The sequence below is a fragment of the Streptomyces sp. Y1 genome, from assembly GCF_041053115.1.
Taxonomy (GTDB): domain Bacteria; phylum Actinomycetota; class Actinomycetes; order Streptomycetales; family Streptomycetaceae; genus Kitasatospora; species Kitasatospora rubellomurina.
In genome coordinates, this window is record NZ_CP163445.1 from 4097978 (window position 1) to 4117110 (window position 19133).

A 19133-nucleotide genomic window follows, 5' to 3' on the forward strand; every position below is an offset into this window, starting at 1 on the left:
CTCTCGTCCGTTCGGGGTCCGTCCGCCGGGGGGTCAGCAGCTGCCGGTGGCGGTCGGGGTGGGGGAGGGCTTGACGGCCAGGGCGAGGGCGGCGGCCGCCTGGTTCTCGTCCAGCAGGGCGTTGTAGCTGTCGCCGATCACGAAGTCGACGGTGGCGTCGGTGCGGGCGTCGGCGGTGACGGCGGCCCCGGCGATCTGCGAGCCGACCAGGGTGCCCGCGCCGGCGCCGGCCGGGCCGGCGATCACCTGGGCGGGGCCGGGCACCTTCTTGTCCAGCTCGGCCGGGGCGTTGCCGACCTTGCCGATGGTGAAGCCGCGCTTCTTCAGCTCCTCGGCGGTCCGCCCGGCCAGGCCGGCCTTGGTGGTGGCGTTGTAGACGTTCACCGTGACGGTGGCCGGCTTCGGGATCGCGTGCGGGTCGCCCTGGGCGGCGGCCGGGGTGCCGGCGGCGGGAGCGCCCGGGGCGCCCGGGGTGGCGCCCGGCGTCGGGGCGGCCAGCGCCTTGCCGGACGGGGTCGCGCAGGCCTGCGCCGAGGTGTTCTTGTTCCGGCCGGTGAAGATGTCGTACAGCTGCACGCCGCCGAGGGCGATCAGGGCCAGCGCGAGCAGGCCCGCGAGCGCCGCGATCACCTTGCGGCTCTTCTTCGGGGGCCGGCCCAGCCGCGGGTAGGCGTTGCCGGTGACGCGGTACTGCTTCCCCTTGAGGCCTTGGGGAGTCAACATGCTCACGGTTTGTCTCCCCCTCGTGCCGGGGCGGGGTCGGGATGACGGGTCGGCCGGTGCGGGTGTCCGCCGGGTGCGGCGGAATCCCAGGTCGTAGCCGTAGTCAGCAGCGTAGTGCCGTCCGGCTGCGAAGGTACTAAACGATCATCATCTGGAGTATCCCGGTACCCGAAAGGGGGTACCCGGCCGGGTGTCCGGGTACGCGCGGACCGCCCTCCGCGGGGTGGCGGTCGGGCGGTCCGGGATGCGGGTGAGGCGGCCGGGGACGGCCGTCACTCCATTTCGAGGACGCGGGCGTGCAGCACCTGGCGCTGCTGCAGCGCGGCCCGTACGGCCCGGTGCAGCCCGTCCTCCAGGTAGAGGTCGCCGTGCCACTTCACCACGTGGGCGAAGAGGTCCCCGTAGAAGGTCGAGTCCTCGGCCAGCAGGGTTTCCAGGTCGAGTTGGCCCTTGGTGGTCACCAGCTGGTCGAGCCGCACCGGACGCGGGGCGACGTCAGCCCACTGGCGGGTGCTCGTCCGGCCGTGATCCGGGTACGGCCGCCCATTGCCGATGCGCTTGAAGATCACACGGAAAGCCTACCGTTCGGACGGCGAATGGCGTAGCAGCCGCGGCGCCGCCACGCCCCCGGGTGTGAGCTGCGGGCGGGCGAATGCGGCTGTTTGATGGGAAATGTCGCGAAGTTCGGTCGCGGCCCGCCTTCCTCGCCACCAGCCGCCAGCCGTCCGTCGCTCAGGAGTGTGCGCCGATGTCCTCCGCCCTCACCCCGCCGTCCGTCCGCGAGATCGCCGACGGGTACGCCTTCACCGGGCCCGCGCTCGACCTCGGCGCGGTGCTGCTGGACGGCACCGCGTACCCCGACGCCCAGGTGCGCATCCCGCTCGGCGTGCTCAACCGGCACGGGCTGGTCGCCGGGGCCACCGGCACCGGCAAGACCAAGACCCTCCAGCTGATCGCCGAACAGCTCTCCGCCCAGGGCGTGCCGGTGTTCCTCGCCGACATCAAGGGCGACGTCTCCGGCGTCTGCGCGCCCGGTACGCCGAGCGAGCGCACCGCCGCCCGGGCCGCCGAGGTCGGGCAGCCGTGGACGCCGCAGGGCTGCCCGACCGAGTTCTACGCGCTCGGCGGTCAGGGCGCCGGCATCCCGGTCCGGGCCACCGTCACCAGCTTCGGGCCGCTGCTGCTCGCCAAGGTGCTGGACCTGAACGAGACCCAGGAGTCCTCGCTCAGCCTGGTGTTCCACTACGCCGACCGGAAGGGCCTGGAGCTCTACGACCTCAAGGACCTCACCGCCGTGATCGGCCACCTCACCTCGCCCGAGGGCAAGGAGGAGCTGAAGACCATCGGCGGCCTCTCCGCCGCCACCGCGGGCGTCATCCTGCGCGCGCTCACCGTGCTGGAGAACGAGGGCGCCGGGGCGTTCTTCGGCGAGCCCGAGTACGACACCGCCGAACTGCTGCGGACCGCCCCGGACGGCCGGGGCGTCGTCTCGGTGCTCGAACTGCCCGCCGTGCAGGACCGGCCGCGGCTGTTCTCCACCTTCCTGATGTGGCTGCTCGCCGACCTCTACCAGGAACTGCCCGAGGTCGGGGACCCGGACAAGCCCAAGCTGGTGTTCTTCTTCGACGAGGCGCACCTGCTGTTCAAGGGCGCCTCCAAGGCCTTCCTGGAGGCGATCACCCAGACCGTCCGGCTGATCCGCTCCAAGGGCGTCGGCATCTTCTTCGTCACCCAGACGCCGAAGGACGTGCCGGCCGACGTCCTGGCGCAGTTGGGCAACCGGGTGCAGCACGCGCTGCGCGCCTTCACCCCGGACGACGCCAAGGCGCTCAAGGCCACCGTCTCGACCTTCCCGCGCTCCTCCTACGACCTCAGCGCGGTGCTCACCTCGCTCGGCACCGGCGAGGCCGTGGTCACCGTCCTCTCCGAGAAGGGCGCGCCGACGCCCGTCGCGGCGACCAGGCTGCGCGCGCCGCAGTCGCTGATGGGGCCGGTCGAGGCGGCGGCGCTGCAGGCGGCCGTCGACGCCTCGCCGCTGACGGCGCGCTACCGGGACGCGATCGACCGGGAGTCGGCGTACGAGAAGCTGACGGCGCGGGCCGACGCCGCGCGGCCCGAGCCCGTCGAGCCGGCGCGGGAGCCCGAACGCGAGCCCGCGCCGCGGCGGGAGGGGCGGGAGGAGCGGGAGGAGGCGAAGGGCGCGGGCGGGCTGCTCGGCTCGCTGCTGAGCAACCCGACGGTGAAGTCCTTCGCCCGCTCGGCCGGGCGGCAGCTCGGGCAGGAGATCTCGCGCAGCCTGTTCGGGACGTCCCGGAAGCGGCGGTAGGTCAGCCGGAGAGGGCGGCGCCGATCCGGTCCAGGGAGGACAGCCGCATCAGGCCGTAGTGGTAGAACTCGACCTCGGGCACGCCGAGTTCGCGCAGGACGGCGATCTTGGCGGCGAGGTTCTCCGGGCCGTCGCAGTCGGCGGCCATCGGGCGCAGGATCACCGCCATGTCCTGCGGGCGGACGCCGTGCAGGGCGAAGGCGGCGAGCTTCTCCCGGACGGCCTCCGGGGTCCTCGCGTAGCCGAGCGTCTCGATCTGGTCGACGACCTCGGTGAGGGCGGGCAGGTCGATGCCGGCGAGCCAGCCCCGGCCGGGGCCGCCGCCGTCCATGAAGCTCAGCCGCATGCCGTGCCGGCGGGCCTGCTCGGTGAGGTCGGCGGCGAGCGAGGTGACGGTGGCGGCGGAGGCGTCCACGTACGCGGCGAAGGCGCCGTCCGTGAGGGCGCTCAGGTCGGCGGGCTCGGCGGCGGCCCGCTCGTCGGCCAGCCGGCGGCGCAGTTCCGTCCGGACCGCCGCGGCGACCTCGTCGGCCGGGACGCCCGCGCGGACGGCGGCGGCGCGGCAGTGCGGGCAGAAGCAGACGCCGAGCAGGGCCTCGGCGGTCGGGCCCAGCTCCTCGAAGTAGCGCTCGTGGTGGTAGCCGTGGCGCAGGCCGTGGAAGTGCGGGGACTCGGCGCGGACCGCGTCCACGCCGTACCGGGCGAGCTCGGCGACCAGGGTGAGGGCGTACTCCCGGACCTCCGGGTTGGCCGGGCAGAGCTCGGTGAGGTGGCGGTCGCCGAAGGCGTTGGCCGGGGAGCAGTCGGGGTGGGCGAAGCCGAGCCGGTCGTTGTGGCAGAACACCGTCCAGGCGTGCAGCTTCAGGCCGCGGCGGCCGGCCTGCGCGGCGGCCTCGGCGAAGGGGTCGTGCTCGCCGATCGCGGTGGACGGGACGGGCGCGAGGCGCCGGCCCCGCCAGGCGGCCGGGTCGGGGCGGAAGTACGCGGCGCCGGGCTCCAGGTAGCGGACCACCCGGCGGGGGTTGTGCGGGAAGACGTCGCGGGCCTCGTGGTAGACCGAGGCGAGGGTGACGCCGCCGACCCGGGCGCGGTCGGTGAGGTTGCCGAAGAAGGCGTCGGCGCCCTCGTCGAGCAGGTCGGTGGCGAAGGCGAGGACGGACGACTCCACGGTGCGGCTCCGGAGCGGGGGCGGGCTGGTGTGCCGCCCACGCTAGCCGCCGGGGTGGGAATGGTCTATACCTGACACCCGCTGGAGGATCTCAGAGGCCGAGGTCGTCGAGTTGCTTGAGCAGGTCGGCGTGGGGGCTGTTCGAGGCGGTGGGTGCGGTGGGTGCGGTGGACGCGGTGGACGCGGGGGCGGGCTTCGGCTTCGCCCCGTCGCGGAGCAGGGCGGCGGCGGCCAGTCCGCCGATCAGCCCGCCGAGGTGGCCCTGCCAGCTGACGCCGTGGGCGACCGGCAGCACGCCGATCAGGATCGTCCAGTAGGTGGCGGCGACGCCGAGGCCGACGACCGCGTCCAGCACGTTGCGGTCGAGGATCCCGCGCAGCACCACGTAGCCGAGGTAGCCGTAGACCATGCCGCTCGCCCCGGCCGTCACGGTGTTCGAGCCCGCCAGCAGCCAGACCGTGAGCCCGCCGGACACCGTGATCACCAGGCTGGCCAGCAGGAACTTCCGCATGCCCCGGTAGGCGGCCAGGAAGCCGAGCACGAACAGCGGCCAGGAGTTGGCCACGATGTGGCCCCAACTGAAGTGCAGGAACGGCATGGTGAACATCGCGGGCAGGTCGTCCACCCGCTCCGCGCGCAGGCCGTAGTCCCGGGACAGGTCGTAGTCGTCCAGCCAGTTCACCACCTGCACCGTCCAGATGACGGCCTGGATCCCGAGCATGGTCATCAGCGCGCGGCGGGAATCCGAGAGCAACTGGGCGAGTTTGGAGGCCATGACGTCGACTGTAGGGGCGGCCGAATCGGTCGTGCACCCCATTACAGTGATCCGTGTCGTCCGACCCCGAGAGGTGCACCCCATGAGTGTTCGTCCGCCGCTGCCGTACGAGTTCCTGCCGCAGGTGCCGTCCTTCCCGCTGAGCAGTGAGGACATCACCGAAGGCGCCACGCTGGCGCGGGAGTTCCTCCACGCCGGCGGCAACCTCTCGCCGCAGCTGGCCTGGTCGGGGCTGCCGGAGGGCACCCGGGGCATCGCCGTCACCTGCTACGACCCGGACGCGCCGACCGGCTCCGGCTGGTGGCACTGGCTGGCGCTCAACCTGCCCGCCGACACCACCGAACTGCCGCGCGGCGCCGGCTCCTCGGACGCGAGCCTGCCCGGCGACGCCTCCTTCCACGGCCGCAACGACTTCCCGGGGAACCAGTACGACGGCGCCGCCCCGCCGCCCGGCGCGCCGCACCGGTACGTCTTCGCGGTGCACGCGCTGGACGTGGCGAAGCTGGACGTCACCGCCGACACCCCGCCGGCGCAGGTCGGGTTCCACCTGACCTTCCACACGCTGGGCCGCGCGCTGCTGACCGCCGAGTACGGGGTCTGAGCACCGTGACCCCCGATCGTCCGGTCGAGGTCTGGCGGCTGCCCGAGGAGGAACTGACGGCCGGCCGCCGGGCCCGGGCCTGGACGGTCGGGCCGGACGGCGAGTTGGCCGTGCTGCTGGTGCCGGAGCAGTACACGGCGCCGGCCGGCTCGTGGCCGTCCGTGACGCTGCCGTACGACGGCGAGGTGGTGGTGCTCGGCCGGAAGGGCGAGTGGCGGGTGCCGCTCACCGGGGTCGAGGTCCTGCCGGACCACCTGGCGCTGCTGCCGGGCCGGCGGGTGCTGCTGGCCGACTACCGGGCCGACGAGGAGGACGACGGCTGGCTGCCCAACGGCGTCGTGTTCGGCCCGGACGGGACGCCGGAGGCGGAGCTCTCCCTCGGCGACGACATGCCCGTGCTGGTGACCGACCGGGACGGCCGGATCTGGATGGCCTACGGGGACGAGGGCATCTTCGGCGACCACCCGATGGCCGCCGCGGGGTTGCGGGCCGCCGACACGGCGGGCCGGGCGGTGTGGAGCCCGCGCGGCCTGCCCGGCGAACCGCTGGAGGGTCTGGCCGGTGCGACCGAGGGCGGGTGCGCGTGGCTGGCCTGGTACCCGAGCTCCTCGGGCAGCTACCTCACCCGGGTCGACCCGGTCGGCGGGGCGTCGACCACGACGCGCAGCCCGGTCCGGCTGCCGATCGGGTTCGCCGTCCGTGGCCGTGAGGGCGTCTTCCTCACCAAGGACGGCGAGTTGACCTGGCACCTGCTCGTCGGCAAGGAGTGGAAGCGGACCGCGAAGCGACGGGTGGGGCTGTCCGGCGAACTGGACCGGCAGCGCGCGCACGGCCGGGACGGCGTGCTGTGGTTCCGCGCGGGGAACGGCTGGTATCAGGTCTCGGCCTGACGCCCGGTCCCCGCCGCCCGGTCGGCGCGCTCGGCGAGCCCGCGCAGGTGGGCGCGCAGCTCCGGCGGCTCGTGCACCTCGAAGGCGCAGTCCAGCATCAGCAGCCGCATCGCCGTGTACTCCAGGGAGTCGGCGCGCGAGCGGAGGCGGCAGCTGTGCTCGTCGATCGGCTCGATCTCGGAGTCGTTCGGCTTGAAGCGGGCCCGGACGCTGCGCGCCGGGGCGTGCACGGTGGCGACCACCTCGACGGCGGCCGACGGGCGGCGCAGCTTGCTCGCCACGAACGCGGCGGCGTCCTCGGCGGGCAACGGGCGCGGGGTGAAGCGGGCGCCGGTGGCGAAGGGCTCGCTCAGCCGGTCGACGCGGAACAGCCGCCAGTCGTCGCGGTCGAGGTCGTAGCCGACCAGGTACCAGCGGCGGCCGGCCGAGACCAGCCGCTCGGGTTCGACGAGGCGCCGGGTCTCGGCGCCGTCGTAGGCGCGGTAGGCGAAGCGCAGCCGCTCCCGGTTGGCCACGGCGTTCGCGAGCACCGTCAGGTCCTCCGGGTCGACGGTCGGGCCGTCCCCGGGGAGCGGGAGGGTGGCGGTGTTCAGCGTGCCGACCCGGTGCCGCAGCCGGCTCGGCAGCACCTGGAGCAGCTTGCCGAGCGCCCGGACGGACGCCTCCTCGATGCCGACCACGGCGTGCCCGGCCGCCGCCCGGAGCCCGACCGCGATGGCCACCGCCTCCTCGTCGTCCAGCAGCAGCGGCGGCATCGCGGTGCCCGCGACCAGCCGGTAGCCGCCGACCGCGCCCAGCGTCGCCTGCACCGGGTAGCCGAGGTCGCGCAGCCGGTCGATGTCGCGCCGGATGGTGCGCGGGCTGACGCCGAGGCGTTCGGCGAGTTCGCTGCCGGGCCACTCGCGCGGGGTCTGCAGCAGGGACAGCAGGGTCAGCAGCCGGGCCGGGGTGTCGGTCATGCCTCCCAGCATGCCGGACGAACTGGGACAGGAACTGACCTAGATGCCGCCTACCGTCGTGGACGTGCAGCAGACGAGCGAGGCGGGCGAGGAGTACCGGATGAGTACGGCGGGCGGAGACCGGCGGAGGTGGATCGCGTTGGCGATCGTGATGGTCGCCTCCTTCATGGACCTGGTGGACGTGACCATCGTCAACATCGCGATCCCGAGCATCCAGGCGGACACCGGCGCCTCCTTCGGCGCCGTCCAGTGGGTCACCGGCGGGTACGCGCTGGCCTTCGCGATCGGGCTGATCACCGGCGGCCGGCTGGGCGACGTGCACGGGCGCCGGCGGCTGTTCCTGATCGGGATCGGCGGCTTCACCCTGGCCTCGGCGCTGTGCGGGCTGGCCTCCGGGCCGGAGATGCTGGTCGCGATGCGGGTGTTCCAGGGCGGGACGGCAGCGCTGATGGTGCCGCAGGTGCTGTCGATCATCCACGCCAGCTTCCCGGCGGAGGAGCGCGGCAAGGTGTTCGGCATGTTCGGGGCGGTGGTCGGGCTGGGCGCGGTCTCCGGCCCGATGATCGGCGCGCTGCTCACCGAGGGCGACCTGTTCGGCCTCGCCTGGCGGCCGATCTTCCTGATCAACCTGCCGGTCGGCATCGCCGGCCTGCTGCTCGGCCGCCGCTTCATCGACGAGTCCAAGGCCGACCGGGCCCTCAAGCTGGACCTGGTGGGCGTGCTGCTGGCGAGCCTCGCGCTGCTGATGCTGATCTACCCGCTGACGCACGGGCGGGAGGCCGGCTGGCCGCTGTGGGGGTACCTGTCGATGGCCGGCAGCCTGCCGGTGTTCGCGCTCTTCGTGGCGTACGAGAAGGTCAAGACCCGGCGGGACGGCTCGCCGCTGGTGGAGCTGTCGCTGTTCCGGGTGCGGTCCTTCGTGGCCGGCATCGCCGTGCAGACCGCCTTCAACGTCGCGCTCGGGATCTTCTTCCTGGTCTGGACGCTGTATATGCAGCTCGGCCTGGGCTGGAGCCCGCTCAAGGCCGGCGCCACCGGCATCCCGTTCTCGCTCGCCGTCTCCACCGCCGCCGGCCTGTCCGTGCAGAAGCTGGTGCCGCGGTTCGGCCGGCGGGTCCTGCAGGCCGGCGCGCTGCTGATGCTGGTCGGCGTGCTGCTCTACCTCGCGGCGGCGGACCGGTACGGGACGGCCATCGCGCCCTGGCAGATGGCGCTGCCGCTGATCGTGATGGGCCTCGGGATGGGGCTGGTGGTCGCGCCGATCACCGACGCCGTGCTGGCGCAGGTGCCGCGCGACCAAGCCGGATCGGCGTCCGGGCTGATCAACACCGTGCAGCAGGTGGGGAACGCGCTCGGGCTCGGGCTGGTGTCGGTCGCCTTCTTCGGGGCGATGGACGACCGGGTCGCGCCGGAGGCGGTCGGGACGGCCTTCGGCGGGGCCTTCGTGCACGCGATGTGGTGGGTCGCGGGGGTGCTGGCGGTGGTGTTCCTGCTGATGTTCGCGCTGCCGAAGCGGCGGGCGGGCGCGGCCGGGGTCGTCGCCGGGGGCGGGGTCGAGGGCGGGGTCGAGGGCGCTGCGGACCGGCGCGAGCCCGCCCTGGTCTGACGGAGGTCCCGCCCGCCGAGGGCCCCGGTCGCGATGCGCGGCCGGGGCCCTCGGCGCACACTGGGATGCCATGGACCGTACGGCGGTGGACTCCTCGGTGCTGCGCTCGGTCGGCTACGACCCGTCGGCGCGGCGGCTGGAGCTGGAGTTCGTCGGCGGCCGGGTGTACGCCTACGCGGACGTGCCGGCCCGCGTGCACCGGGAGTTGCTGGCGGCGGAGAGCCACGGGCGGTACTTCGTCCGGCGGGTGCGCGGGCGGTACGCCTACCGGCGGGTGCGGTGACGGTGCCGTGCGCGGGAGCGGGTCGCGCGGTGGTCCGCACGGCCGTCCCCGCCGCCGTCCGCGAGGCCATCCCCGGGGTCAGCGGAGCGCGGTGACGCCGGCGGTCGTGACCCGGGAGGTGGTGCGCGGCTTCGCGGCGGCCTTCGCCTCCTTCGCGGCGCGCTTCGCCTCCTGCTTGAACTCCCGTACCAGGGTGAGGGATTCGGGCCCGGTGATGTCGGCGACCGAGCGGTGCGCGCCCTCCTCGCCGTACGCGCCGGCGGCCTCGCGCCAGCCCTCCGGCCGTACGCCGTACTGCTTGCCGAGCAGGGCCAGGAAGATCTGCGACTTCTGCTTGCCGAAGCCGGGAAGGGCGTTGAGCCGGCTGAGCAGTTCCTTGCCGGTGCGGACGCCCTTCCAGAGGGCGTCGGCCTCGCCGTCGTACTGCGCGACGAGGAACTGGCAGAGCTGCTGCACCCGTTTGGCCATCGCGGCCGGGTAGCGGTGGACGGCGGGCTTGGCGGAGAGGAGCGCGACGAACTCCTCCGGGTTGTAGGTGGCGATCTCGTGCGCGTCCAGGTCGTCCCGGTCGAGACGCTGGGCGATGGTCAGCGGGCCGGTGAACGCCCATTCCATGGGCACCTGTTGGTCCAACAACATGCCGACGAGCACGGCGAGCGCGCTGCGTCCGAGCAGTTCGTCGGCCTCGGGCTGTTGGGCGAGCCGGACGGTGACGTTCATGCGCGTACCCTCCTCGGAGTTGACGTCGGGTCGGCGCCCAGTCTGGTGGACGCGGTGAGATCGGCTGCTGTCAACACGCCCGTATCTGGGGAACTCTTGGTGTTCTGTTCCCTTGCTGGAACTGCATGGTTCGTCGGCGGATTGGTTTTTCGGGGACTTCGGTCCGGGTGCGGAATACATTTTGCCCGGGCCAGCGAGTCATCTCATATGACTGTTTCGGTTGGGTCGTGCGGGGTGGTGGGGGCAGGTCATCCTTGCTGCAAACGACGCGTCCAGAAAGGCCTGCCCGCCGTGACCCAGCCGTTCGAACTGCCGTCCTTCTACGTGCCGCATCCGGCGCGGCTCAACCCGCACCTGGACGAGGCCCGGGCCCACTCCACCGTGTGGGCACGGGAGATGGGGATGCTGGAGGGCTCCGGGATCTGGGAGCAGGCCGATCTGGACGCCCACGACTACGGGCTGCTGTGCGCCTACACGCACCCCGACTGCTCGGCCGAGGCGCTGTCGCTGGTCACCGACTGGTACGTCTGGGTGTTCTTCTTCGACGACCACTTCCTCGACATGTACAAGCGCACCAACGACCGGGCGGCCGGAAAGGCGCACCTGGACCGGCTGCCGCTGTTCATGCCGGCCGACCCGGACGCGGAGCTGCCCGAGCCGGAGAACCCGGTCGAGGCCGGGCTGGCGGACCTGTGGCGGCGCACGGTGCCGGCGATGGGGGCGGACTGGCGGAAGCGGTTCGCCGAGAGCACCCGCAACCTGCTCGACGAGTCGCTGTGGGAGCTCGCCAACATCGACGCCGGCCGGATCGCCAACCCGGTGGAGTACATCGAGATGCGCCGCAAGGTCGGCGGCGCGCCGTGGTCGGCGCAGCTGGTCGAGTACGCGGCGAACGCCGAGGTGCCGCAGGAGGTTTCGGGTTCGCGGCCGCTGCGGGTGCTGATGGACGCCTTCGCGGACGGCGTGCACCTGCGCAACGACATCTTCTCGTACCAGCGCGAGGTCGAGGACGAGGGCGAACTCAGCAACGGCATCCTGGTGTTGGAGACCTTCCTGGAGTGCTCCACGCAGCAGGCCGCCGAGGCGGTCAACGACCTGCTCACCTCGCGGCTCCAGCAGTTCGAGAACACCGTGTTCACCGAACTGCCGGTGCTGTTCGCCGAGTCCGGGCTGGACGCGGCGGGCCGGGCGCGGGTGCTGGCGTACGTCAAGGGCCTGCAGGACTGGCAGGCGGGCGGCCACGAGTGGCACATGCGGTCCAGCCGCTACATGAACGGCGGTGGCACGGCGGCGGGTCCGGAGTCCGAGGTCGCGCCGGGCGCCGGTGGCGGGCTGCCCGGACTGCCGGGTACGGGCGCCGGCGGCGGCAACTGGTGGGACGCGTACGCGATCGGCGGGATCGGCACCTCGGCGCTGGACGTCCTGCGCGGCGGGGCGACGGGGGCCCCGGTGGCGGACGGTTCGCACGGGCGCTCGGGCGGACCGGCCCCGGCGGTGCGGCGGGCCCGCGCGCACAGCTACCTGCCGTACCGGCCGACCGGGCCGTCCCAACTGCCCGAGCTCGCACTGCCGTTCGAGCTGCGGATGAGTCCGCACCTGGACGGCGCGCGGGAACGCCTGGCGGAGTGGGCCGGGCGGATGGGCCTGCTGGGTGAGCAGCCGGGCCTGCCCGGACCGGGCCTCTGGGACGCCGAGTCGCTGGCCGACTACGACCTCCCGCTCTGCGCGGCCGGCATCCACCCGGAGGCCACCGCCGAGCAACTCGACGTCTCCTCCGCCTGGTTGGCCTGGGGCACCTGGGCCGACGACTACTACCCGGCGGTCTTCGGGCGCACCCGCGACCTGCCGGGGGCCAAGCTGGCCAACCAGCGGCTCGCGCTGTTCATGCCGCTGGACGAGACCCCCGTACCCGAGCCCGCCAACGCGCTGGAGCGCGGCCTCGCCGACCTCTGGGAGCGCACCGCCGGCCCGATGGGCGCCGAGGCCCGGGGCCGGCTGCGCGCGTCGGTCGAGTCGATGATCGCCAGCTGGGTCTGGGAGTTGGCCAACCACATCCAGAACCGCGTCCCGGACCCGGTGGACTACCTGGAGATGCGCCGCGCCACCTTCGGCTCCGACCTCACCGCCGCCCTGAGCCGGATCGGCCACGGCGAGGACGTGCCGCCGGAGGTCTACCGGCACGGCGCGATGCGCTCGCTGGAGAACTCCGCGATGGACTACGCGGCCCTGGTGAACGACCTGTTCTCGTACCGGAAGGAGATCGAGTACGAGGGCGAGCTGCACAACGCCGTCCTGGTCGTGCAGAACTTCTTCGACTGCGACCACCCGGCGGCCGTGCGGATCGTCGGCGACCTGATGCGCTCGCGCCTGGACCAGTTCCAGCACGTCGTGCGCAGCGAACTCCCGGTGATGTCCGAGGACTTCGGGCTGGACGCGGCGGCCGGGGCGGTCCTCGACCGGTACGTGCGGGAGCTGGAGGACTGGCTCGCCGGCATCCTGAACTGGCACGAGGGCTGCCGGCGGTACCGCGAGGAGGACCTGCGGCGGCACTTCGGCGAGGAGCGGGTGCTCGCGGCGCGCGGCGCCCAGGCGGCGCCGGCGCCGGCGGCGGCCGTGGGGGCGGTGCCGCTCGGCCCGACCGGCCTGGGCACGTCCTCGCTGCGCCCGCAGCCGGCCGGGGCGGCGCCGGTGAGGTAGCGGCGGGAGTCGGAAAGCACCCGCGCGGGCCCGATCCCGCGCGGGTCCGCCGCGCCGTGGCTAGGCTGGCGAGTCGGGGGCCGCGCACGCCCGCCGGCGTGCGCGCATCGCCGCACACGAGGGCAGGACCATGGCTGCGCTACCTGAGGGCACACCCTGTTGGGCCGACGCGATGTTCACCGACCTGGAGGGCGCGAAGTCCTTCTACGGCGACATCCTGGGCTGGACCTTCGGCGAGAGCTCGTCGGAGTACGGGAACTACACGCAGGCGTACTCGGACGGCAAGGCCGTCGCCGCGATCGTGCCGCCGATGCCCGGCCAGGAGGTGCAGTCCGCCTGGTGCCTGTACCTGGCCTCGCCGGACGCGGCCGCCACCGCCGAGCGGATCCGGGCGGCCGGCGGCGAGGTGGTGATGGGCCCGATGGCGGTCGGCGACTTCGGCACCATGGTGATCGCCAGGGACCCGGGCGGCGTGGTGTTCGGCGTCTGGCAGGGCGGGGTGCACGCGGGCTTCGAGAAGCAGGACGGGCCGGGCTCGTTCTGCTGGGCGGAGGTGATCACCCGCGAGCCGGCGAAGGCGGACGCCTTCTTCCCGGCGGTCTTCCCGTACGGCGAGCTGAAGATGGTCGGCGGTGACTTCGACTACCGGATGTTCAAGGTCGGCGACCGGCCGGTGCTGGGCCGGATGGCGGCGGTGGGCGACTTCCTGCCGCCCGAGGCGCCCTCGTACATCAGCGTCTACTTCGGGGTGAACGACACCGACGCGGCGATCGACCGGCTGACGGCGCGCGGCGGGAAGGTGTACTTCGGGCCGATGGACAGCCCGTTCGGCCGGTTCGCGGCGGTCGGCGACCCGCAGGGCGCGGCGTTCGGGATCATCGACCTCGGCCGCACGGTGGGGGAGCGGCCGGGCACCGAGGACGCCTGACCGCAGGCGTCGGAGCGCGCCGGTCCGCAGGCGTCCGAGCGCGCCGGTCCGGCGGGGGCGGCCGTTCGGCGGACCGCCCCCGCCCGTGGTCGGTCAGCCCTGCTGCTGCCGGGCCTTCAGCGCGGCCTCGACCCCGTCCAGGACCAGCCGGACGCCGGTGAGGAAGCCGCTGTCCCGGCCGTCCGCGACGTCCTGCTGCACGGCCGTGTGGTACAGCCGGTGCAGGCGCGGGTAGTCCTTGGTCGCCTCGATGACGGCGGGCAGCATCTCGTCCATGAACTCCTGCTCGTCGCGGCCGCTGCGCTTGAGCGCGCTGAGCCAGGCGGCCTCCACGCTGGCCGAGCCGATGGTGTAGCCGATGACGGCGCCCATCGCGTCGTTGGCCTCGCGGGGTTCGAAGCCGGCCGTCTCCATCAGGGCGAGCATCGCCTCGGAGACCCGCATCCAGCTGGGGCCGAAGTACACCATCCCGACGTCGCCCATCACGGAGACCATCCACGGGTGACGCAGCATGCACGCGCGCATGTCCTCGGCGCAGCCCTCGACGGCCGCGCGCCAGACCTCCGGCTGCTCGGCGCCCTCGGCCCGCGGCATCGGCAGCTCGCCGAAGACCTGGTCGACGACCAGCGCCAGCAGCTCGTCCTTGTTGGCGACGTGGGTGTACAGCGAGGTGGCGCCGGCGTTGAGGCGGGTGCCGAGCTTGCGCATGCTCAGGGCCTCGACGCCCTCGGCGTCCAGCAGGGCCAGCGCCTCCTGGACGATCTGCTCGCGGCTGAGCACCGGCTGTTCGCGCCGGGGGCGCTGCGGGCGGGCCCACGGGTTGGTGATGCCCGGGCCGGCGTCCTTGCCCTTCCTGGGCGCGGCGCTCCGCCGGGTGTCCGCTTCGTCCTCCGACTTGGCCGTCATCCGGCCCTCCTTCTGGCCTCGTTCCGCCGGCCCGGCTGCTGCGCCGGGCCCGTCGCCGTCCAGCATAGGCCGGATCGCCGAACGCCGTACGGCCGCGCGCACACTGTTCGGCTTCCGTTCGGTGTTCGCCGTTGCGCACACCGTTCGCTGTCCGTACAGTGTTCGGCGTAGCGCACACCGTTCCGATGGGACTGCGGACGGGGTGCTGACGACGGCTACCGCACGGCACGGCCGGTGCGGCGACTTCGAAGGGGGTGCGCGGTGGTACGGCAACCGCAGCGCTGGCTCATCCTGATCGTGCTCTGCCTCAGCAGCCTGGTGCTGGTGATCGACAACATGGTGCTCACGGTGTCCATCCCGCCGATCGCGGCGGACCTCAAGGCCGGGGCGCAGGACATCCAGTGGATCATCGACTCCTACATCCTGGTCTTCGCCGGCCTGCTGCTGACCTCCGGCAGCCTCTCCGACCGCTTCGGGCGCCGAAAGGTGATGATCATCGGACTGGTGCTGTTCGGCGCCGCCTCGCTCGTCGCGGCCGTCGCCTCCAGCCCGGGCCAGCTCATCGCCGGGCGGGTGCTGATGGGCGTCGGAGGCGCCCTGGTCATGCCGAGCACCCTGTCCATCCTGATCACCGTCTTCGACGAGGAGGAGCGCCCCAAGGCGATCGCCGCCTGGAGCGCGGTGGCCATGATCGGCCTGGTCGGCGGGCCGGTGCTGGGCGGTGCGCTGATCGCCCACTTCTGGTGGGGCGCCGTGTTCCTGCTCAACGTGCCGATCGCGGTCGTCGCGATCATCGCCGCCGTCGTCCTGATGCCCGAGTCCAAGGGCCCGTGGCGCAAGCCCGACGTGCCCGGCATGGTGCTCTCGATGGTCGGGATGACCGCCCTCGTCTGGTCCATCATCGTGCTGCCCCGCGACGGCTTCACCAGCGCCGGGACGCTCGCCGCGCTCGTCGTCGCCGTCGCCTCGCTGACCGCCTTCGGCATCCGCCAGGTCCGCACCGACTCGCCGATGGTCCCGATCAAGCTCTTCCGCAACCGGGTCTTCACCGGCGCCAGCTTCTCGCTCGTCCTGCTCACCTTCGCCACCGGCGGCCTGATGCTGGTGCTCACCCAGTACCTGCAGTTCGTGCTGGACTTCACGCCCACCGACACCGGCCTGGCCTTCATCCCGCTGGCCGTCGCCTCGCTCGTGTGCAACGGCCTCGGCGCCGCGCTCGGCAAGAGGGTCTCGCCGCGGGTGCTGACTGCGGTCGGCATGCTGATCATCGCCGGCGGCTTCGGCCTGCTCGCCACCCTGTCGGTCGGCGACGGCTTCACCAAGGTCGCCCTCGCCATGCTGGTGCTCGGCATCGGCTCCGGCCTCGGCATGCCGGCCGCCGCCAACGCCCTGATGGGCGCCATCCCCGGCGAGCACGCCGGCGTCGGCTCCGCGCTCAACGACACCATCCAGCAGTCCGGCGCCGCGCTCGGCGTCGCCATCCTCGGCACCGTGCTCTCCAGCACCTACACCGGCGAGATGCCCGCCGGCGCGCCGGCCCCGGCCCGGCACGCCGTCACCGACGCGCTCGCCCTCGCCGCCGAGCACGGGGACGGCGCGCTGGCCGGCGCCGCCCGGCAGGCCTTCAGCACCGCGACCTCCACCACCTTCACGGTGGGCGGGATCGCCGTCCTGGCGGCCGCGGCGCTCACCCTGGTGCTGATGCGGGGCGGGGCGAAGGGCCAGGCCGAGCAGGCTGAGCAGGCTGAGCAGGCGGAGCAGCAGACGGAGCAGCCGGTGGCCGAGCCGGTCGGGTGACGTTCCGCTGAACCCTGGTGCCGCAGACGGCCCCGGACCCGCCTCGGGCGGCCGGGGCCATCGGCGCGTCCGGCCGTCCGCGTGGCCTTCCGGCATGCCGCGATGCCCGCGATGCCCGCGATGCCCGCGATGCCCGCCGCCGACCACGCCGAGCGCCCGTCCCGGCTGGACACCGTGCCGGACACCTGGCCGGACGCCGGGTCCGGCGCGCCCGCTACCCTCGCTGTCATGCCCGCCGCGCCCGACCTCGACGAACCCGTCCACCTGGCCCCGTACGACCCGGCCTGGGCGGACGCCGGCCGTGCCCTCGTGGACCGGCTCGCGGCGGCGCTGCCGGTGCCGGCCGAGGTCGAGCACATCGGCTCGACCTCCGTCCCCGGGCTGGACGCCAAGCCGGTGCTCGACGTCCAGATCGGCTGCGCGCCGGGCGACACCGACGCGGTGGTCGCGGCCGTCCGCGGGCTCGGCTTCGAGCACCTGGGCGAGTCCGGCGTCCCCGGCCGGCAGTACCTGCGGTGGCGCGGCGAGCGGCCGGCGAACGTCCACGTCGTCGCGCTGGGCGGGCCGTTGTGGGCGGACAACCTGATGTTCCGGGACTACCTGCGGGCCCGCCCGCAGGCCGCCGCCCGGTACGCGGACGCCAAGTGGGAGGCCGTCCGGGCCGCCGGGCGGCTGCTCGCCTACTCCGACCGCAAGGCCGCGACCGTCGCCGAACTCATGGCGGAGGCCCGGGAGTTCGGCGGCTGACGGGAGCCGCGCGCGGGGCCCGGTCGGGCGTGCCGGCGCGCTTCGCCGTGAACGGGCTGACGTGTCAGGCGAGTTGATCGTCTTCAGTGGAACGGGGCCGGTCAGTCCTCGGCCGGCGCCGCGGTGTCCCGCAGCGGGAAGGCCATCAGGCTGAGCCCGAGCGGCGCCGTGCCCGGCGTGTGCGGGGGGCGGGCGGCCTCGTGGAGTTCGACGGCGATGTCGGCGAGCCGCCGGCGGACGTCCTGCCAGGTGCGGTCGTCGACCCACAGTTCGGCGTCGACGGTCACGCCCTCGGCGCCCTCCAGTCGCCGTCCGGCGCGTTCCCGGAGGGTGTGCGCCATGGTCTCGGCGAGCAGCGGCGCGCCCTGCTGCTGGTCGGACAGCGGGGTGCCGCGGACGGCGCGGTAGCGGCGCTCCTTGCCGCCGCGGCGGGTGCGTTCCTCGGCGAGTTCGACCAGGCCGACCGCGTCCAGCCGCCGCAGGTGCTGGCTGGCGAGCGCGTGCGAGACGCCGAGCTCGCGGGCGAGTTCGGCGGCCGACATCGGCCCGGGCCAGACGAGGCTGAGCATGCGCAGCCGCAGGGGGTGGGCGAGGGCGCGCAGGACGGGGTCGGTGTCGGTCACGCAGGCCAGTAAACCGCATCCGGCGGGGGCGGATCCCTACCGCCAATCATATGCTTGGGGGTAGGGTGGCGCCGGCCCGTCCCACCGACGGGCCGGGGTGGCGCACGCATCGAGGGGGACGGGAATGAGCTGGGGCACGGTCAAGGTCCTGCGGGACCGCAACGCGGGTCTCTACCTGGCGGGGGTGGTCGCCTCCGGCTTCGGCGACTCGGCGATGGCGCTCGCCGCCGGGATCTGGGTCAAGACCCTCACCGGCTCCGACGGCCTCGCCGCCCTGGTCGGCTTCTGCCTCTGGCTGCCCACCTTCGCGGGCCCGGTGATCGGCACGCTGGCCGACCGGGTGCGCCGCCGTCCGCTCCTGATCGGCACCAACCTGGCGCTGGCCGCCGTGATGACCGTGCCCGTCGCCGTGCACACGGCGGCGGACGTCTGGCTGCTGTTCGCCGTGCTGACCCTGGTGGGAGCGGGCATGGTGCTCACCGACGCGGCACAGACCGCGCTGGTGGCCGCCGCCGTTCCCGAGGAACTGCGCGGCGACTTCAACGGCCTGGTGTTCACCGCGATGGAGGGCATGAAGCTGCTCGCCCCGCTCGCCGGCGCCGGGCTGTTCACCGCGTGCGGGGGGCCGGCGGTGGCCGTGCTGGACGCGGTCACCTTCGTCCTGGCCGCCGTCGTCTTCCGGTTCGTCCGGGTCCGGGAGGACCGCCCGGCCGTCCGCGCCCGGCGGGACTGGCGGGCCGAGACGGCCGAGGGCGCGCGCCACCTGTGGCGGCACCCGGTGCTGCGGCCCCTGGTGCTCGCCGGCGGGGCGGCGATGGTGCTCTCCAGTCTGAGCAGCACGGCCACCTTCGCGATGCTCGACACCGGCCTGCACCGCTCGCCCGCGTTCGCCGGCGTGCTGACCCCGGTCCAGGGCCTCGGCTCGGTGGTCAGCGGCCTGGCGGCCGGTGCGCTGATGCGTCGGACCTCCGAACGGGCCTTCGCCGCCGCGGGGTTGGCGATCTTCGCGTTGGGCGTGCTGGCCCGGGCGACCCCGTGGCTGCCGGTCGTGCTCGGCGGCAGCCTGGCGATCGGCCTCGGCCTGCCGTGCGCGCTCATCGCGGCGATGACCGCCGTGCAGCGGGAGACCCCGAGCGAACTGCTGGGCCGGGTCGCGGGCACGGCCAACACCCTGATGTTCGCCCCCACCGGGCTCGCCCTGCTGCTCGGCACCGGCCTGGTGGCCGCGCTCGACTACCGGGTCCAGCTGCTTCTCGCCGGCGCCGCGGGCCTGGCCTGGGCGGCCGCCCTCGGCCTCGCCCGCCGCCCGGTCGCGGCCCCGGCCGAGGAGGGCGAACCGGCCGGGGAGGATGAACCGGCCTACCTCGTACGGTAGTTCGGCGGG

At 73.8% G+C, this 19133-nt stretch carries 18 protein-coding genes; 10 read left to right on the plus strand and 8 right to left on the minus strand.

The window, feature by feature from the left end:
- Window positions 1-33 precede the first annotated feature (33 nt).
- Together AB2U05_RS17440 and AB2U05_RS17445 are read right to left on the minus strand one after the other, a co-directional pair.
- The gene (locus tag AB2U05_RS17440) at window positions 34-723 is read right to left on the minus strand and encodes a LytR C-terminal domain-containing protein (RefSeq protein WP_052706454.1); all 690 of its coding nucleotides are present in this window, start codon (window positions 721-723) and stop codon (window positions 34-36) included.
- Between the two features lie 272 nt (window positions 724-995).
- Entirely contained in the window at window positions 996-1292 is a 297-nt protein-coding gene (locus AB2U05_RS17445; protein ID WP_030061387.1) for a type II toxin-antitoxin system VapB family antitoxin, read from the minus strand.
- A gap of 179 nt (window positions 1293-1471) precedes the next feature.
- Between AB2U05_RS17445 and AB2U05_RS17450 the strand changes: the two genes are divergently transcribed.
- Window positions 1472-3049, plus strand: a complete 1578-nt coding sequence (locus AB2U05_RS17450) for a helicase HerA-like domain-containing protein (protein ID WP_045709639.1) — start codon at window positions 1472-1474, stop codon at window positions 3047-3049.
- A 1-nt stretch (window position 3050) separates the two neighbouring features.
- On the opposite strand, the gene AB2U05_RS17455 is transcribed toward AB2U05_RS17450, so the two are convergent.
- Together AB2U05_RS17455 and AB2U05_RS17460 are read right to left on the minus strand one after the other, a co-directional pair.
- Window positions 3051-4217 carry a hypothetical protein gene (locus AB2U05_RS17455; protein ID WP_369183668.1) on the minus strand — a complete coding sequence of 389 codons (1167 nt, stop codon included), beginning with the start codon at window positions 4215-4217 and terminating at the stop codon, window positions 3051-3053.
- Window positions 4218-4308: 91 nt separating this feature from the next.
- Window positions 4309-4992: a rhomboid family intramembrane serine protease gene (locus AB2U05_RS17460; RefSeq protein WP_369183669.1), complete on the minus strand. Its 684-nt coding sequence runs from the start codon at window positions 4990-4992 to the stop codon at window positions 4309-4311.
- 82 nt (window positions 4993-5074) lie between these two features.
- Between AB2U05_RS17460 and AB2U05_RS17465 the strand changes: the two genes are divergently transcribed.
- Complete coding sequence (locus tag AB2U05_RS17465; RefSeq protein WP_369183670.1) at window positions 5075-5593, plus strand: YbhB/YbcL family Raf kinase inhibitor-like protein; 519 nt, start codon at window positions 5075-5077, stop codon at window positions 5591-5593.
- A 5-nt stretch (window positions 5594-5598) separates the two neighbouring features.
- Window positions 5599-6483, plus strand: coding sequence for a hypothetical protein (locus tag AB2U05_RS17470; protein ID WP_369183671.1), 885 nt, complete (start codon window positions 5599-5601; stop codon window positions 6481-6483).
- On the opposite strand, the gene AB2U05_RS17475 is transcribed toward AB2U05_RS17470, so the two are convergent.
- Window positions 6468-7442, minus strand: coding sequence for a YafY family protein (locus AB2U05_RS17475; RefSeq protein ID WP_045698522.1), 975 nt, complete (start codon window positions 7440-7442; stop codon window positions 6468-6470). The two genes, AB2U05_RS17470 and AB2U05_RS17475, sit on opposite strands and share 16 nt — an antisense overlap.
- Window positions 7443-7542: 100 nt before the next feature.
- On the opposite strand from AB2U05_RS17475, the gene AB2U05_RS17480 reads away from it, so the two are divergent.
- Together AB2U05_RS17480 and AB2U05_RS17485 are read left to right on the plus strand one after the other, a co-directional pair.
- Complete coding sequence (locus tag AB2U05_RS17480) at window positions 7543-9048, plus strand: MFS transporter (RefSeq protein ID WP_369185964.1); 1506 nt, start codon at window positions 7543-7545, stop codon at window positions 9046-9048.
- Between the two features lie 70 nt (window positions 9049-9118).
- Entirely contained in the window at window positions 9119-9331 is a 213-nt protein-coding gene (locus tag AB2U05_RS17485; protein WP_045709633.1) for a KTSC domain-containing protein, read from the plus strand.
- Window positions 9332-9409: 78 nt separating this feature from the next.
- Here AB2U05_RS17485 and AB2U05_RS17490 read toward each other — a convergent pair whose 3' ends face one another.
- Complete coding sequence (locus tag AB2U05_RS17490; protein ID WP_045698515.1) at window positions 9410-10051, minus strand: HhH-GPD-type base excision DNA repair protein; 642 nt, start codon at window positions 10049-10051, stop codon at window positions 9410-9412.
- Window positions 10052-10342: 291 nt separating this feature from the next.
- Between AB2U05_RS17490 and AB2U05_RS17495 the strand changes: the two genes are divergently transcribed.
- Together AB2U05_RS17495 and AB2U05_RS17500 are read left to right on the plus strand one after the other, a co-directional pair.
- Window positions 10343-12748 carry a germacradienol/geosmin synthase gene (locus AB2U05_RS17495; protein WP_369183672.1) on the plus strand — a complete coding sequence of 802 codons (2406 nt, stop codon included), beginning with the start codon at window positions 10343-10345 and terminating at the stop codon, window positions 12746-12748.
- Window positions 12749-12878: 130 nt separating this feature from the next.
- Entirely contained in the window at window positions 12879-13676 is a 798-nt protein-coding gene (locus AB2U05_RS17500) for a VOC family protein (RefSeq protein ID WP_369183673.1), read from the plus strand.
- 93 nt (window positions 13677-13769) lie between these two features.
- On the opposite strand, the gene AB2U05_RS17505 is transcribed toward AB2U05_RS17500, so the two are convergent.
- On the minus strand, window positions 13770-14582 hold the full coding sequence (locus AB2U05_RS17505; protein WP_078860172.1) for a TetR/AcrR family transcriptional regulator C-terminal domain-containing protein: 813 nt from the start codon (window positions 14580-14582) through the stop codon (window positions 13770-13772).
- Between the two features lie 261 nt (window positions 14583-14843).
- Between AB2U05_RS17505 and AB2U05_RS17510 the strand changes: the two genes are divergently transcribed.
- Together AB2U05_RS17510 and AB2U05_RS17515 are read left to right on the plus strand one after the other, a co-directional pair.
- Window positions 14844-16379: an MFS transporter gene (locus tag AB2U05_RS17510; RefSeq protein ID WP_369183674.1), complete on the plus strand. Its 1536-nt coding sequence runs from the start codon at window positions 14844-14846 to the stop codon at window positions 16377-16379.
- A gap of 102 nt (window positions 16380-16481) precedes the next feature.
- Window positions 16482-17126, plus strand: coding sequence for a GrpB family protein (locus AB2U05_RS17515; protein ID WP_369183675.1), 645 nt, complete (start codon window positions 16482-16484; stop codon window positions 17124-17126).
- A 101-nt stretch (window positions 17127-17227) separates the two neighbouring features.
- On the opposite strand, the gene AB2U05_RS17520 is transcribed toward AB2U05_RS17515, so the two are convergent.
- On the minus strand, window positions 17228-17749 hold the full coding sequence (locus AB2U05_RS17520; RefSeq protein ID WP_369183676.1) for an ArsR/SmtB family transcription factor: 522 nt from the start codon (window positions 17747-17749) through the stop codon (window positions 17228-17230).
- A gap of 124 nt (window positions 17750-17873) precedes the next feature.
- On the opposite strand from AB2U05_RS17520, the gene AB2U05_RS17525 reads away from it, so the two are divergent.
- Entirely contained in the window at window positions 17874-19124 is a 1251-nt protein-coding gene (locus AB2U05_RS17525) for an MFS transporter (RefSeq protein WP_369183677.1), read from the plus strand.
- The last annotated feature ends 9 nt before the right edge of the window (window positions 19125-19133 follow it).